General features: G+C 45.7%; 10 protein-coding genes. 7 read left to right on the top strand and 3 right to left on the bottom strand.

Going from position 1 to position 17,680, the window contains the following annotated elements; genetic code table 11:
* Nucleotides 1-350 precede the first annotated feature (350 nt).
* Together B5F25_RS11365 and B5F25_RS11360 are read right to left on the bottom strand one after the other, a co-directional pair.
* Entirely contained in the window at nt 351-785 is a 435-nt protein-coding gene (locus B5F25_RS11365; protein WP_022040679.1) for a nucleoside deaminase, read from the bottom strand.
* 6 nt (nt 786-791) lie between these two features.
* Nucleotides 792-1,025, bottom strand: a complete 234-nt coding sequence (locus tag B5F25_RS11360; protein WP_022040680.1) for a hypothetical protein — start codon at nt 1,023-1,025, stop codon at nt 792-794.
* 118 nt (nt 1,026-1,143) lie between these two features.
* On the opposite strand from B5F25_RS11360, the gene B5F25_RS11355 reads away from it, so the two are divergent.
* The 7 genes from B5F25_RS11355 (at nt 1,144) to purT (ending at nt 15,245) form a co-directional block, all read left to right on the top strand.
* On the top strand, nt 1,144-1,509 hold the full coding sequence (locus tag B5F25_RS11355; RefSeq protein ID WP_087249651.1) for a YraN family protein: 366 nt from the start codon (nt 1,144-1,146) through the stop codon (nt 1,507-1,509).
* A 475-nt stretch (nt 1,510-1,984) separates the two neighbouring features.
* Complete coding sequence (locus B5F25_RS11350; RefSeq protein ID WP_087249649.1) at nt 1,985-2,722, top strand: biotin--[acetyl-CoA-carboxylase] ligase; 738 nt, start codon at nt 1,985-1,987, stop codon at nt 2,720-2,722.
* A 21-nt stretch (nt 2,723-2,743) separates the two neighbouring features.
* Nucleotides 2,744-4,054 (top strand): MATE family efflux transporter, encoded by a 1,311-nt coding sequence (locus B5F25_RS11345; RefSeq protein WP_087249647.1) that lies wholly within the window; start codon nt 2,744-2,746, stop codon nt 4,052-4,054.
* Nucleotides 4,055-4,147: 93 nt separating this feature from the next.
* Nucleotides 4,148-6,928, top strand: a complete 2,781-nt coding sequence (gene uvrA, locus B5F25_RS11340; RefSeq protein WP_162614405.1) for an excinuclease ABC subunit UvrA — start codon at nt 4,148-4,150, stop codon at nt 6,926-6,928.
* A 127-nt stretch (nt 6,929-7,055) separates the two neighbouring features.
* Complete coding sequence (xyl3A, locus tag B5F25_RS11335; RefSeq protein WP_241148400.1) at nt 7,056-9,620, top strand: xylan 1,4-beta-xylosidase; 2,565 nt, start codon at nt 7,056-7,058, stop codon at nt 9,618-9,620.
* Nucleotides 9,621-9,715: 95 nt separating this feature from the next.
* Nucleotides 9,716-13,960 (top strand): hybrid sensor histidine kinase/response regulator transcription factor, encoded by a 4,245-nt coding sequence (locus B5F25_RS11330; protein ID WP_087249643.1) that lies wholly within the window; start codon nt 9,716-9,718, stop codon nt 13,958-13,960.
* 115 nt (nt 13,961-14,075) lie between these two features.
* Complete coding sequence (gene purT, locus B5F25_RS11325; RefSeq protein WP_022039361.1) at nt 14,076-15,245, top strand: formate-dependent phosphoribosylglycinamide formyltransferase; 1,170 nt, start codon at nt 14,076-14,078, stop codon at nt 15,243-15,245.
* A 117-nt stretch (nt 15,246-15,362) separates the two neighbouring features.
* Here purT and ccsA read toward each other — a convergent pair whose 3' ends face one another.
* Nucleotides 15,363-17,573: a cytochrome c biogenesis protein CcsA gene (gene ccsA, locus B5F25_RS22685; RefSeq protein ID WP_087249641.1), complete on the bottom strand. Its 2,211-nt coding sequence runs from the start codon at nt 17,571-17,573 to the stop codon at nt 15,363-15,365.
* Between the last annotated feature and the right edge of the window lie 107 nt (nt 17,574-17,680).

The following is a 17,680-nucleotide window of genomic DNA, read 5'->3' as shown; positions in this document are numbered from 1 at the left end:
AGCGGGCTATCTGACGAAGAACAGGAGCGGAAAGGACCAAAAAATCGCCCAAAGCACACACGAAAACGGATACATCAAGCCAAGAAAAACTTTTTGGAGAAATTCAAAACAGCTTCTAACTCCCTCTATACTTTAAACGGTATTAAAAATGTGCATTTTCTGCCTCTGTGATTTGAAAATTTCACACGCATAAGTCCATCCGTTGTAAGATTATTAATCTTCAGGCTGCAAGATTATTAATCTTACAAGCGGAAGATTATTAATCTTACACCAGACTATCTGTAAAATAAAAAAGAATCATAAGGGTAGTATGGTTCTTTAATAAAAGGAGCTATAACCAGTAACGACCTTCACCGGCGTCTCCGGAAAAACTCCTTCATCAAACCGGCGCACTCGTCTTTCAAGATACCCTGAACCACCTCGGTCTTCGGATGTAATGCCGCAGGTGCGTAACGCATATACCCGCGCTTCTCGTCTTCGGTGCCGAACACCAGCTTGCCCAATTGTGCCCACGCTATGGCTCCGGCACACATCACACACGGTTCTACCGTTACATAAAGCGCACAATCATTCAGGTACTTGGCTCCCAATGCATTTGCCGCAGCCGTAATGGCCTGCATCTCGGCATGTGCCGTCACATCGTTCAAGGTTTCGGTCAAGTTATGTGCACGGGCAATGATACGGCCTTGGCATACTACCACCGCACCTACAGGCACTTCTCCCCTTGCCGATGCTTTCTCTGCCTCAGCCAACGCCTGTTTCATATAAAACGTATCATCTGCCATATCCCGTTACCTCCGCATATCGTGTTCTTTGAATAAAGTAGGGTAATCCTCTTCCATTTTCTGATGAATAAACGTCAAGACTGTTTCCCTGAACCACCGTGCCTTATTGGTTATCTGATAGTGTTTCAGGTAGCGCTCAATAATCTGTGCCTCCTCTTCGCTGAGCAGACACACCATCCGTTGCCTGCGCGGAGGAACCGACGCCGGCACTTTCTTCCGTTTTTTTCCATTGTTCATCATCTTGAGTGCAAAATTAGTTCACTTTTTTCTCTTCTGCAAAGCAGACCAAGATTAAAATTAGAAAAGCAAAGAAAATACAACAAGATTACGTAACTTTGCACACAAAAAACGTACAAATATGGCAGAACATAACGACCTGGGCAAGGAAGGGGAGGACGAAGCGGTGCGCCACCTGGCCGAAAAGGGATACTGCATCCTTCACCGCAACTGGCGACGGGGAAGAAACGAACTGGACATTATAGCGACAAAAGACGGACAGCTGGTCTTTGTGGAAGTAAAGACCCGAAGGAACGAGACCTACGGACACGCCGAAGATGCGGTAAACGACCGGAAAATACGCACGCTGGTCTCACTGGCAGACTCGTACATCAAGAAGTTCGAACTCGACCTCCCGGCACGTTTCGATGTAATAACGGTAATAGGCGAAAAGCCTCCCTTCCACATTGAGCATATCGAAAATGCATTCCTGCCGCCCATTTGGTAACACCTTATAATATATATAATAATGAGTAGATGTTCGTATTTAGTTTATTTGAATATCCGCAAAATGTCAATGGTATGAAAAGGAGTTAAAAGGAGTTATGCCCGCTTCGCTCACAGGAGTTAAAAGACAATAGTTCTGTTAGGATTTCCATTAGTAAATGTATTGGCTTCTAACTCCTTATTGGTGAAATGCGGACATTCATATAAGTAAATGAGCCGGCATGGAACTTCTTAGAAGCTGTTTTGAATTTATCGTACGATGATTGGGGATGAGTTTTTGTAGAGACGCAAAATCTTGCATCTTTACTATGGGAAGATAGCGGGCTATCTGACGAAGAACAGGAGCGGAAAGGACCAAAAAATTGTCCAAAGCACGCACGAAAACGGATACATCAGGCCAAGAAAAACTTTTTGGAGAAATTCAAAATAGCTTCTTAACTCCTCAAAAGATAATATCATTTAATTCTGATTACTTTATGAAATATCCTAAACCTATATATCTGCAAGAAACAACTTCGACCAACTCCTATCTTGCCGCCTTATGCGACCACGAGCCTCAAGCCAACCTGACCTGCGTGTACAGCGCATACCAGACAGCAGGACGCGGACAACGTGGCAATACATGGGAATCTGAACCGGGAGCCAATTTGCTATTCAGCTTCGTGGTATATCCCAGTTCTCTGAAAGCCGAACAGCAGTTTCTTCTCTCACAAGTCACGGCACTGGCACTTGCCGATGCACTTTCGGCACATACCGACAGTATCTCCATCAAATGGCCCAACGATATCTATTGGAGAGACCGGAAACTATGCGGTACCCTCATCGAGAACGACTGGGACGGTGCATACGTCAGCCGCTCCATATCAGGTACAGGCATCAACCTGAACCAAAAACGGTTTGTAAGCAATGCTCCCAACCCCGTTTCGCTTACGCAAATCACAGGTCTACTTTATAATCCGGCTACAATCCTGGAACAAGTAATGGAACGTACAAGCTGGTATTACGGTCTGCTGGAAGCGGGATGCACTGATGAAATTGCCCAACAATACAAACAGATGCTGTACCGCAAAACAGGTTTCCATCCTTACCGTGATGGTAAAGGTCGCTTCATTGCCCGCATACACGATATAGAACCTTCGGGAAGGCTGGTCTTGGAAGACGAAAAAGGCACCCTCCGGAAATACCTGTTCAAAGAAGTTTCATTCGAATTGTAAACCACCTTTATAAGATAACACATGTCACTCAATATATCATTCACAAGCCAACGCATACTGCATATTGCCCTTCCTTCCATTGTCTCGAACATCACCGTACCCCTGCTGGGACTGGTAGATGTCACCATTGTCGGCCATTTAGGCTCGGCCTCCTACATCGGTGCCATAGCCATAGGCGGCATGCTGTTTAATATGATTTACTGGATATTCGGTTTCCTGCGCATGGGAACAAGCGGACTCACGGCACAATCGTACGGTGCACACGATCTTCCTGAAGTGACCCGCATCCTGCTCCGCTCGTTAGGCATCAGCCTTTTATTGGCACTCGCCTTATTGGTATTGCAATATCCCATCCGCATCATCGCTTTCCACCTGATTGATGCCAGCCCGGAAGTTAGAGAACTCGCATCACTTTATTTTCATATCTGTATTTGGGGAGCACCAGCCACATTGGGACTGTATGGGTTCACCGGATGGTTTATCGGGATGCAGAACTCCCGCTTCCCGATGTTCATAGCCATCGCACAAAACGTGGTAAACATTGTCGCCAGCCTGTTTTTCGTGTTTGCCTGCGATATGAAAGTGGCAGGAGTAGCACTTGGAACCCTCATTGCCCAATACGCCGGACTCTTTATGGCATGCCTGCTGTGGTTTCGGTATTACCGTCCCCTGCGCAAATATGTCAGACAAGGAGCCGTTTTCACCCGTAAAGCAATGTCACGATTCTTCCAGGTGAACCGTGACATCTTCCTGCGCACACTTTGCCTGGTAGCAGTCACCGTATTCTTCACCTCTACAGGAGCTGCGTATGGCGATGTTACATTGGCAGTCAATACCCTGCTGATGCAGCTTTTCACCCTGTTCTCATACATTATGGATGGATTTGCATACGCTGGCGAAGCTTTGACCGGAAAATACATCGGTGCACGAAACCGTACAGAACTTCTCCGCACCGTCCGCCACCTCTTCGGCTGGGGTATTATGCTCTCGCTGGCTTTCACCCTCCTGTATGGCATCGGAGGAAAAGGATTCCTCGGCCTGCTCACCAACGAACAGACAGTAATTGATGCTTCAGGCACTTATTTCTATTGGGTGCTTGCCATCCCACTTGCCGGTTTCTCTGCCTTCCTACTCGACGGTATCTGCATCGGAGCCACCGCTACATCCATCATGCTGAAAGGAATGTTTGCCGCATCAGCAAGCTTCTTCCTTATTTATTATACCCTGCATGACTCGCTCCAGAATCATGCCTTATGGATGGGCTTTATCGTCTACCTGGCTTTGCGAGGCATCGTACAGGCACTATTGATAGCACGAAAAGGCATCGGTTAAAACCTGTTGGAGCTCTAAGAAACTGTACGTTTCTTGCAATTATTTCATAGATTTTACCTAATTTTGTCCAGGTAAACTTACGAAATCATTAGCATGTCTGAAACCAACTACATATCCATCAAAGGCGCCAGGGTGAATAACCTGAAAAACATCGACGTTAACATCCCACGCAACAAGCTGGTAGTCATTACCGGTTTGTCGGGGTCGGGCAAGTCCTCACTTGCCTTCTACACGTTATATGCCGAAGGACAACGCCGTTACGTGGAAAGCCTTTCTGCATACGCCCGCCAATTCTTAGGGCGGATGAGCAAACCGGAATGTGATTTTATCAAAGGTATTCCTCCCGCCATTGCCATCGAACAGAAAGTCATCAGCCGCAACCCGCGCTCTACAGTAGGGACCTCTACTGAGATTTATGAATATTTACGCCTGCTTTTTGCCCGCATCGGAAAAACCTATTCGCCCATAAGCGGACAACTGGTGAAAAAGGATAGTCCAGAAGATATCGTGAACTGTATGCTCTCGTATCCTCAGGGTACACGCTATACAGTACTTACCCCCATTCTTCCCCGAGAAGGGCGCAATATGGCAGAGCAAATAGAGACGGATATGAAAGAAGGATTCACCCGTCTGGAAGTGAACGGAAAGACCATACGTATCGAAGAATACCAGTATAATCCCAAAGATACGGTTTACCTGCTGGTAGACCGTATGAGCTGTGATAACAGCAAAGATGCCATCAGCCGCCTGACCGACTCTGCCGAAACGGCTATGTACGAAGGCGACGGTGCATGCTTGCTCCGTTTCTATCAACCCGACGGTTCGACCAGCCTGTACCGCTTCAGTACCAAATTCGAAGCAGACGGCATCAAGTTTGAGGAACCAAGTGACCAGATGTTTTCTTTCAACTCTCCACTAGGGGCCTGTCCGACATGCGAAGGGTTCGGTAAAATCATTGGAATTGATGAACGCCTGGTCATTCCCAACCGCTCATTGAGCGTATATGATGGAGCTGTGATGTGCTGGCGAGGGGAAAAAATGAGTGAATGGCTGCAAGCATTCTTACGGGAAGCTCCAGAACACGATTTTCCCATATTTACTCCCTACTATGAACTGACTCAAGCACAGAAAGACTATCTGTGGCATGGTCCGCGGGACAAAGTATGCATTGACTCTTTCTTCAGCATGCTGGAAGAGAATCAATACAAAATCCAATACCGCGTAATGCTTGCCCGCTATCGGGGAAAGACCACTTGCCCCGAATGCCACGGAAGCCGACTGAAGAAAGAAGCCCTTTACGTAAAGGTAGGGGGATATAACATTGCCGATTTAGTGGAAATGCCTGTCAGCAAGCTGAAAGAATTCTTCCGGAACCTGAAGCTAAACGACCACGATACACAGATAGCCAAAAGACTGTTGAGCGAAATCAACAGCCGCCTGACATTTCTGGAAGACGTAGGACTAGGCTATCTCACTTTAAACCGCCTAAGCAACTCGCTTTCGGGAGGAGAAAGCCAGCGTATCAACCTTGCCACTTCGCTAGGAAGCAGTCTGGTAGGCTCGCTCTATATCCTAGACGAACCAAGTATCGGACTACACAGCCGTGACACAGCAAAGCTAATTAAAGTGTTACGCCAACTCCAACAATTAGGCAACACCGTAGTGGTCGTAGAACATGATGAAGAAATCATCCGTGCAGCCGACTATATCATCGACATAGGTCCGAAAGCCGGACGGCTGGGAGGCGAAATCGTTTATTCAGGTGACCTGAAAGACCTGAAACGTGGAAGCAAAAGTTATACCGTAAGGTATCTGTTGGGTGAAGAAACCATCGAACGCCCCTTGCAACATCGTGCCTGGAACAATTACATCGAAATAAAAGGAGCACGTGAAAATAACCTGAAAGGGATTGATGTCCGTTTTCCGCTCAATGTCATGACGGTAGTAACAGGGGTCAGCGGTTCTGGTAAAAGTACGCTGGTGCGCGACATTTTCTATAAAGCCTTGAAACGGGAATACAGTGAAATAAGCGAACGCCCTGGCGAATTCGTATCATTGGGGGGTGACACATCAATGGTCAACGACATAGAATTTGTAGACCAGAACCCTATAGGCAAATCATCGCGCAGCAATCCTGTCACCTATGTGAAGGCATACGATGAAATACGAAAACTATTTGCCGACCAACCTCTTGCCAAGCAAATGGGATATACAGCCGGTTACTTCTCCTTCAATACCGACGGCGGACGCTGCGAGGAATGTAAAGGTGAAGGTACCGTCACCGTCGAAATGCAGTTTATGGCTGATTTGGTATTGGAATGTGAATCATGTCACGGAAAAAGATTCAAAAAAGAAATACTGGAAGTATATTATGAAGGAAAGAATATCTATGAGGTGCTGGAAATGACAGTCAACCAAGCCATTGAATTCTTTGATACACACGGACAAAAAAAGATTGTCAAGAAACTGCTTCCTCTTCAGGATGTAGGACTCGGATACATCAAATTGGGACAATCTTCCTCCACATTATCCGGAGGAGAGAACCAGCGTGTAAAACTTGCTTATTTCTTAAGCATAGAAAAATCGCAACCCACCATTTTCGTATTTGACGAGCCTACTACCGGACTGCATTTTCACGACATCAAGAAATTACTGGAAGCTTTTGACGCACTGATAGAACGAGGACACACCGTGGTTATCATCGAACACAACATGGATGTAATCAAATGTGCCGACTATATCATCGACCTGGGACCGGAAGGAGGAGAACAGGGAGGAAACATTGTAGTATGCGGTACACCAGAAGAAGTGGCGGCATGCGGGGCTTCATATACGGGACAATTCTTGAAAGAGAAACTACTCAATGAAAAATAAGAACCAAAGAATGAGGCTGTACGACACATTCCTTTATTCTTCATTTTTCATTAATAACAACAAAGGGTTAGTGTAATATTTAATGCTATTTGAAAACATGAAAAACAAAATGAAACAATGGGTGTGCATGGCAACATTTATCGCCGCACTTCCCATAATGGGACAAAAATATCCTTATCAGGACCAGACATTAACAGCCGAACAACGGGCAACCGATCTTGTCACCCGGCTGACACTGGAAGAGAAAGTCGCTTTGATGCAAAATGCCTCACCCGCCATTCCGCGCTTGGGCATTAAGGCTTATGACTGGTGGAATGAAGCTTTACATGGAGTGGGACGGGCAGGCACAGCCACCGTTTTTCCTCAAGCCATCGGCATGGCAGCTTCATTTGACGACAATCTGTTATACCAAGTCTTTACTGCCATATCGGATGAAGCGCGGGCCAAATATGTAAAAGCACGAGAACAGGGAGAGCTGAAACGTTACCAAGGATTGACTTTTTGGACTCCAAACGTCAACATATTCAGAGACCCACGCTGGGGACGCGGACAAGAAACTTATGGAGAAGATCCTTATCTTACTTCACAAATGGGAATGGCTGTAGTGAGAGGCTTACAGGGTCCTGAGAACGCAAAATATAACAAGCTGCACGCCTGTGCCAAACACTTTGCCGTACATTCCGGACCAGAATGGAACCGGCATGAATTCAATGCAGAAAACATATCCCCGCGCGACTTATGGGAAACCTATCTGCCCGCTTTCAAAGATTTGGTACAAAAAGCCCATGTCAAAGAGGTGATGTGTGCCTATAACCGGTTGGAAGGCGAACCCTGCTGCGGAAACAACCGTCTGCTAACCCAAATTCTACGGAATGAATGGGGATACCAGGGAATCATTGTATCCGACTGTGGAGCCATCAGCGACTTTTGGCGCAAAGGCGACCATGAAACACATCCCGATAAAGCACACGCCAGTGCTGGAGCTGTATTAAGTGGCACAGACCTGGAATGTGGGAACAATTATGCCTCTTTACCTGATGCCGTCCGTTCCGGACTCATCAGTGAAGAACAGATAAATACTTCTGTAAAACGCTTGCTGAAAGCCCGTTTCGAATTGGGAGAAATGGACCAGAATGTATGTTGGGACAGTATTCCTTATTCGGTTGTCGACAGTGAAAAGCACAAAGCATTGGCCTTACAAATGGCACGTGAAAGCCTTGTATTGCTCCAAAACCGGAATAATGTCTTACCTTTAAAAAAAGACTTGAAAATTGCCCTTATCGGTCCCAATGCAGCAGATTCAGTCATGCACTGGGGCAATTACAACGGTTACCCTTCCCATACAGAGACCTTATATGAAGCAATGAAGAAACGTCTTCCCGCTGAACAACTGATTTACGATGCCGGCTGCGACCGTACAACTTCTGTTACACTGGAAAGCGTATTCAGCCAATGCTCCCTACAAGGAAAACAAGGATTCAAATCTACTTATTGGAACAACATCCGACAGGAAGGAACTCCTGCGGCAATAGTACAAACCACTACTCCGTTCCATTTTACGACTTTAGGTGCAACTGTATTTGCACCGGGAGTAAACATTACCGATTTTTCGGCACGCTATGAATCCGTATTCACAGCAGACAAAACAGAAAATATAGGTTTTCATTTCCAGACACAAGGCATCATACGCTTGTCGGTCAACGGCAAAGAAGTAGCCTCAGGCAAATATCTTCAAAATAATGCCAATCTTTATACCCTAAAAGCTGAAGCAGGAAAATCATACGATATCCGAATTGATTTCATCTTCAACAGCAAAGACCGTGCGGCTCAGCTGGATTTCGATATGGGCCGAAATATCCCTGTAAACCTGCAGGCATCAGTAGAAAAAGTGAAAAATGCCGATGTAATTGTCTTTGCCGGTGGTATCTCTCCCACTTTGGAAGGAGAAGAAATGCCGGTCAATGTAGAAGGTTTCAAAGGTGGAGACCGTACCACCATCGAACTGCCTGCCATCCAAAGACAAATGATCCGAGAATTGAAAAAGCTTGGCAAACCTATTGTTTTCATCAATTTTTCAGGCTCTGCAATGGGGCTTGCTCCTGAAAGTGAAATCTGTGACGGTATCCTTCAGGCTTGGTATCCAGGACAAGCCGGAGGAACAGCCATTGCCGATGTCCTGCTAGGCGAATATAACCCTTCGGGCAAATTACCGATAACGTTCTATACCCGTACAGAGCAACTGCCCGACTTCGAAGATTATTCGATGAAAGGACGTACCTACCGTTATATGACCGAAGCTCCGTTGTTTTGTTTCGGACATGGACTTAGCTATACTCAGTTCGTTTATGGGAAAGCACGGATAAGCAGTCCGACATTCAGCAAAGGCAATACTTTGACACTGACTGTCCCTGTCACCAACAATGGGAATAAAGACGGAGAAGAAGTGGTACAAATATACCTGCGCCGTCCGGGAGACACCGATGCTCCTTCGCATACCCTACGCGCATTTCAACGTGTATATATTCCGAAAGGTGAAACCAAAGAAGTTGTCTTGACGCTTTCAGATGACAATTTCTTATGGTTCGATACTCAAACCAATGCGATGAATCTGGTAGAAGGAAATTACGAACTTCTATATGGAGGAACATCGGACATCGACTCTCTGCACAAGATTCAGGTTAAAGTTTTATAACAACTCAAATGAACAGATGACAGCCAGCGGAGGAAAGTAATTTCCAATGCACACAATCCACTGGCTATCATTCATTATGACTATCATTTATACTTATGCTAAAAAAGATTCTATATACCGGTTTGTTTTACTGTTTTGTTGTAGCGGAAGCTTTTGCGCAAATTTCCGTTCTCTATTCAACTGATAATCAAATATCGAGTAGCCTTATCAACGACATCTATCAAGACAGAAGCGGGTTTATTTGGATATCAACAGAATATGGACTCAACCGTTTTGACGGAAACAAATTCAACACCTACAGACATCAGGACAATGATACTACCTCGCTAAATAATGACTACGTGCATCTGACTTTCGAAGACAGCAAAGGAAATATCTGGGTAGGCACTATGGGAGGACTGGTAAAATACAACCGGAACACCGATTCTTTCACAAACATACCGCTATATAAAGAAGAACGACAGATTTATACAGATGTAACCCACATCATCGAAGACCGAGAAGGCACTTTATGGGCATCGACTTCAGGAGAAGGTTTATTCCGTATTCATCCCGAAAAAGAACAGGGAGAATGCATCATGGCCATCAACCAATTAGGATTCCGGCATCTGAGCACAATACTGGATGACGGGAAAGGCAACTTATGGATTGGCGCAGAAAATGATGGACTTATCTGTTACAATATAATCAAAGAAACCATAAAGACATTCAAGACTCCTCTTATCAGCGAAAATAATATATCCAGCCTGGCTAAAGACCCGTACGGAAATATTTATATCGGCACTCTGACCGGCGGACTGAATATTTATAACAACTCGACCCGGAAATTCAGACAAATTCCCTATCAAGACAGATACAACCTGCCCGTAAAAGCTCTGACTTATGCCAACGGACAACTTTATATCGGTACTGATGGAGAAGGACTGAAAGTATATACGACGGAAAAACATGAAATAACAGACAAAGAATTAGAGGATACACAGTTCAATCTGAAAAACAAAAAGATACATACCATCCTTTTTGACCGTAACAATGACCTATGGTTAGGATTATTCCAGCAGGGAGTAGCTTTCATCCCGATGAGACATAATCCATTCCAATACCATGGATTCAAATCCATGCACGGAAGTCCTTTCGGCAAACAATGCGTCATGTCGATATTCCAAGACAATAAAAAGAATTTGCTTGTCGGGACCGACAACGACGGACTATACATCCTGGACAACCATTTTCATACGCTCCAACACCTGACACCGGACAAAGGACCGCATAGCGTAGCAAATACCATACTGAGCATATTCCAAGACTCGGACAATACGATATGGTTAGGCTCCTATACAAAAGGCGTTGCCCAACTAAATCCAAGCATGAATTCATGCACTTTCATACCCGAACTATATAACGAGCGGGTATTTGCCATTACCGAAGACCACGACCGGCACCTGTACTTCAGTTCATACGGCAACGGACTGTTTGTCTATCATAAAGAAACAAAACAGTTCACACAGTACAAGTCAACAGAAAAGAGTACATCTGCACATAGTTATGACGAATTGCCAAACAATTGGATTAACAGCCTCTATTGCGACAGTGAAGGACTGGTTTGGATTGGACACTTCAAAGGAGTGACTTGTTTCAACCCTAAAACTAAAAGTTTCATAAACTTCACACAAAAGAACTATATCCTGCAAGGATGTATCGGATATACCCTTACAGAAGACCATATGGGAAACATTTGGGCAGGTACCTCAAAGGGACTGTACAAATTCGATAAAAAAAACAAAAAACTGAAACGTTATTCCCAACAAGAAGGACTCAGCAACAACATCATATGCGGCATTTGCGAAGATAAACTGGGAAATATATGGGTAAGTACATTCAACGGCATCAACCGGCTTGACCAAAAAACGCAAACTTTTACAGTCTATCACTCTGGAGACGGACTGCAAGGCAACGAATTTACACGAGGCTCTTATTTCCACTCATCCGATGGTACCATCCATTTTGGCGGTATCAACGGAATCACCAGTTTCGTACCTGAACAAATCATCAACGAGCGTACTGTTCCACCCGTAGTCATCACAGATTTCAAGGTGTCCGGACAGTCTGTCAACACCAACACCTTATCGGGAGGACACCCCATCATCAATACTGCTGTAACGGATGCCAACCGTTTCAAGTTGAACTATACCGACAATACTTTCAGCATTTCGTTCTCTACCTTACAATTTGCACAGGCGGGACAGGTTATTTACAAATACCGCATCCATGAGCTGGATAAAGAATGGCAAACGACTGCACCCGGAACCAACTTTGTCACCTACAACAACTTGGCTTCCGGGAAATATACCTTCGAAGTCTATGCCATCGACCATGGATACCATTCGAACATAAAGACAATAAGCATTCTCATCACACCTCCCTGGTTCCAGTCATGGTGGGCATACTTGTTATATAGTGCATTGATTGTACTTATTGTGCTTGCCTTTATCGGCTATGCCCGCACACAGCTCAAACAACGGAAAGAAATGGTAGAACGCAAACATACAGAAGAAATCAATGAAGCCAAACTACAGTTCTTTATCAATATCTCACACGAAATACGCACACCGCTTACACTCATCATCAATCCGATGGAAAAGTTAATAGCCAACTGTGACAATCCGGAGTTAAATAAAACCTATTTAATGATCTATCGTAACTCGATACGCATCTTGCGGCTGATAAACCAACTGATGGACATACGCAAAATAGATAAAGGACAAATGAGTCTGAAATTCCGCGAAACAGACCTCGTCGGCTTCATCAATGATGTCGTCAACACATTCGGCTATCTGGCACAAAACAAACACATCACATTTACCTTTCATCATAACGATGAACGGCTTAAAGCATGGATAGATCTGAACAACTTCGACAAAGTACTGATGAATCTACTTTCAAATGCCTTCAAATATACTCCCGAAGGAGGAAGTGTAGACATTACCCTCACCGTAGGAGAAGATGCAGCTGCTCCTGCTCCTCTAAAAAAATACATTGAGATAACAGTTTCTGATACAGGCATAGGATTGGATGATGCACAAATAAAACGTATCTTCGAACGGTTCTATCAGATAAACAATGACATTACCCGCAATCAGGCAGGTACTGGCGTAGGACTTCATCTGACCCGTTCGCTCGTAGAACTTCACCATGGAACTATCACTGCCTGCAATCGCACTGATTGCCAGGGCAGCAAGTTCATCGTACGCATTCCTCAAGGCAGTAATCATTTGAAGATGGAAGAACTGGATATCTCGCACAACAATCTTAATCTGAAAACCTTCAAACAGAACAAAGAAAAACAATACATCGGAAAGAATGACTCTGAAACATCTGAACCAGAAGCAGGAACAAAGAAAGCGAAAACGAAATACAATCTTCACGTTCTAATAGTTGATGATGAAAAAGAAATACGCGAATATCTATGCAACGAACTGTCTGACGAATACAAAGTAGATACGTGCAGCAACGGATCCGAAGCATACGATTTCTTGCTAAACCATCCGGTAGACCTGCTCATCAGCGATGTAATGATGCCCGAAATGGATGGTATCACATTGTGCAAAAAGGTACGGTCGAATACGAATATCAACCACATCCCTATCATTCTGCTTACAGCCAAAGGAAGGAATGAAGAACAAGCGGAAGGCATCGAAACCGGAGCTGACAGCTACATCGTCAAACCTTTCAGCATCGAAGTGTTGCGGAGCACCATTACCAATCTGATAGAAACACGACGTTTACTGAAAAATAAATTCAGCGGAGCTCAAGAACAAAATGACAAGATGCAGGAAGTAAAAGTTCCATCATCCGATGAAATGCTGATGAGCCGCATTATGAAAATCATTAACGACAACTTAGCAGAGCCATCACTCAGCGTAGAAATGCTTGCCAACAGCATCGGTTTAAGCCGTGTCCATCTGTATCGGAAACTGAAAGAACTTACCAATCTTTCTACACGCGATTTCATTCGCAACATCCGTATGCAGCAGGCAGCCAAATTGCTGAAAGAGAAGAAACTGTCTATCTCGGATGTTGCCTATGCTGTAGGTTATAGCAACTTGTCTTATTTCTCGAATACTTTTAAAGATTTGTTTGGACAAACACCTAAAGAGTACATGCAGGCATTCCGTGATTTACCAGCAGAAGAGGAAGGAGAAAATGTAGACAACGAACTTTCAGAACCAGACGAAACTCAATCCGAACAGCCACAAAATGAACCGGATGAAAATGAAAATGATAAAAATAATGAAACATCATCTCAAAGCCAGACAGCCACACCAGAAGAAAGTGCATGACGCGATAACTAAGTCGGATACTCCATGAAAAGAATTGATACTGTTTTTTCATAGTTTCCATGCAAGCAAAGCAAAATTTGTGTTATCTTTGTCCACATAGAAAAAAGTTAATCGTATGACGAAGAAAATATTGTTGCTGGGTTCCGGCGAATTAGGAAAAGAGTTTGTGATTGCTGCCCAACGTTTGGGACAGTACATCATTGCGTGTGATTCGTATGCAGGAGCTCCTGCCATGCAGGTGGCAGATGCTTGTGAAGTATTCAATATGCTGGATGGCGATGCGCTCGACCGTGTAGTTGAAAAATATCATCCGGACATTATTGTGCCTGAGATTGAAGCCATCCGTACCGAACGGTTGTACCATTTGGAGAAAGAAGGCATTCAGGTGGTGCCCAGTGCGCGTGCCGTAAACTTTACGATGAACCGCAAGGCGATACGCGACCTTGCCGCAAAAGAATTAGGATTAAAGACCGCGAAATATTTCTATGCCAAATCATTCGACGAATTGAAGGAAGCGGCAGAAAAAATCGGTTTCCCCTGTGTCATCAAACCCTTGATGTCCTCATCGGGCAAAGGCCAGTCGGTAGCGAAAGGTCCGGAAGACCTGGAACACGCATGGCATTACGGTTGCGAAGGAAGCCGGGGCGATATCAAGGAACTGATAATCGAAGAGTTCATCCAGTTTGACAGTGAAATCACCTTGCTTACGGTGACGCAGAAGAACGGCCCTACCCTGTTCTGCCCGCCTATCGGACATGTACAGAAAGGCGGGGACTACCGCGAGAGCTTCCAGCCTGCACACATCGCTCCCGAACATCTTGCCGAAGCGCAACGCATGGCAGCAAAAGTAACCGAAGCATTGACCGGCTATGGCATTTGGGGCGTAGAGTTCTTCTTGAGCCACGAAAACGGCGTGTACTTCTCCGAACTTTCTCCACGTCCGCACGATACGGGAATGGTAACTTTGGCAAATACCCAGAACCTGAACGAATTTGAATTGCATTTATACGCTGTGCTGGGATTGCCTATCCCAGGCATTACACAAGAGCATATCGGTGCCAGTGCCGTGATTCTTTCGCCCATAGCCAGCAAGGAAGCTCCGCGTTATCGGGGTGAAGAACTGGTCTGCTCACAACCCGATACGTACTTACGCATCTTCGGCAAACCGTTTACGAAGCTGAACCGCCGGATGGGCGTAGTGGTTTGCTACGACAAACCGGACGGCGACCTCGATGCCTTGCGCGACAAGTGCAAGTCGCTGGCTGCCAAGGTGGAAGTATATTGATATTGAATCCCCATCATACAAGACAATCTTTTATAGCAACAGAGGCCGGTGCTCACGCATCAGCCTCTGTTTTCATTCTCAACAGAATGACAAGTAAAAACAAATGATGCTTTCTTTTTAAGCATAGCTATGTATGCCGCCTAAGATGAAATTGACGCCAAAATAAGTAATCAGTACGCTCAAAAACGCGATAACGGCAAACCAGTGAAAGAACATAGGCCGACGGAATGCGGGGAGCGACGAAGCATGCAAGGCTGCCGCATATATAAATAAGGTGATAAGCGCCCAAGTCTCTTTCGGGTCCCATCCCCAATAACGCCCCCATGAAACATTCGCCCACACGGCACCGATGAAAATGCCGAGCGCCAGGCAGAACACCGCCGGATAAAGAATAAGCCGGCTCATGACTTGCAGCCGGACAACGGCATCCTGATAATCCTTATGAATATAGCGCAACACAATTGCCATAATGCCGTTCAGCATGATAAATGCGGTAAGCGAATAGGCAATCATAATGGTCACCACATGAAGGCTAAGCAAGGGCGATGCCAATACCGGCATCAGTTGGGTAATAGGCGGATTTGCCTCGCCCAGCATCGCCACCAGCAATGCCAGCCCGCACAGCATATAGCCGAAAGCAATGACGGCTTCGGACTTGCGGTAGAAAATAAAAGTAAGCAAGGTGGCGCACAATGCCAGAAACTGCATCGTCTCGTAGCCGTTCGACAGTGGAAGGTGTCCGCTGACGAATCCCCTCAGGCCGATAAGCGACAAGAGATAAACCGCAATGATACCCAATGCGGCAAGCAAAAAGACATTCACACGGGTCTTGCCGCATACCGGACGGTTCATCCGCCGGCAATAGAAAATAAAGGAAAGAATGCCGACGGTAAGGCAAGCCATCGCCAAAGGCCGGGTATAGTCCAAACAGTTGTATAGCTTTTCCGCCCGGAAACAGGCATCGGAAGGAAGCACTTCACCCGCAGTCTTTTGTTGGTATTTCCGTATCTTCCCCGTAAGTTCGAGTATGGCAGCATCGTTTTTCTTCATCACCTGCTCGCTCAGCAATCCCAGACTCTTGCGGACGAACAGCCATTGCTCGTCGGGCAAGTCTTGAGGCAAGTCGTCTACGGGAGCGAACCAACCTGTCCGGTTATGCTCCGTCCGGCACGGATAGATTTTCAGGATGCTGCCCGTAGCGGTCATGCTAATCAAGTTGAACTTCTCGTTCGCCTCGTTCCATTCACGTTTGTATTGGGAACTGCCCGTTCCATTCTCTTTCAGCTTATACCCTTCCGTTCCGAAAAAATCGTTCAGGCAAGCATAATCCCCTCCGATACCCAGCCGGCGTTGCACTTCCTTGCTTTTAATGCGGATGACAGGCTCGGCTTTCCAGTCATCGTAATAAAAGAACCAGCCCGTAAACACCTGTTCGGCAGTCAGTCCTTTGTAGGTCGTTTTGCCGTAAAGTTTTACGGTAAAGTCTTTCGCCAAGGTCTGCAAGGGACAGATGCGGTCGTGGTAATAGATGTAGAGATTGCCTACCGCGGATGCCGCCTCACGGGATAAGTGCTTGGGTTGTCCCGAAGCCATGCCAGCGACGGATGAAAACAGCGCGATACCTAACAAAACGGTTTTATTACGCAACGCGGGATGACGAAGAAGCCGGCGGAACATGCTGTCTTTCTGAAAAAAGAAGCCCAAGACAGAGAGCAGCAATAAAGCATATCCGGTATAGGTAATGCCGATGCCCCACGGGTCGTAAGACACCGCAAGGGTAGTTCCTTGCCCGTCCTTGTCGTATGCCGACTGGTAGAAACGGTAATGGCGATAGGTGAATATCCGGTTCATCGACACTTCTCCCTCTGCCTGCATTCCGTTATCCTCAATTCGGATGCGGCTGGTAAAGTCCATGGGCGCAAAGCTTCCTTTGTAATAGTCGATGCGGAAATCGTGCAGCCGCACATCGAAAGGAAGCGGCTCTTCCTCCGTTCCCGAAGTGACGAAAGCCGAAACAGGCGTATCGTTCATCCGCAAATGGATGCTTCCTTGCTTTCCGCAAAGGCGCGTAGTGAGCGCTCCTGCCAGGATAATCAGAAACGCTATGTGCAGCAGGAACGTAAAAAAATCCCGTTGCAGTTTCCGGCTTATCAGGTAAACCAAAGCGCATACCGCCATGATTCCCCACAGTATGGTAAAGAACGGAGAGCCATAGATAGCCGTCCAAGCCGTACCGGTTCCTTGCAGTTTTTCTACAACGGTGGCGGCCATCATCAGCAAGACGAGCAGTCCTGCACTTCCGAAAGCAATGCGTTTTATCAGTTTCATTTGTTTTTTATTAGGTGACTAGTTGACTAGGTACTAGTTGACTAGGTACCATGTTTTAAAAAGTCTTTAAAACGAGGTGTTTAATACCTAGTCACCTAGTCCCTAGT

The sequence above is a fragment of the Bacteroides sp. An19 genome (genome assembly GCF_002160215.1).
In the GTDB taxonomy this organism is placed as follows: domain Bacteria; phylum Bacteroidota; class Bacteroidia; order Bacteroidales; family Bacteroidaceae; genus Phocaeicola; species Phocaeicola intestinalis.
The sequence above is the reverse complement of the archived record's forward strand: the minus strand, read 5'-3'. Positions and strand labels throughout refer to the sequence as shown.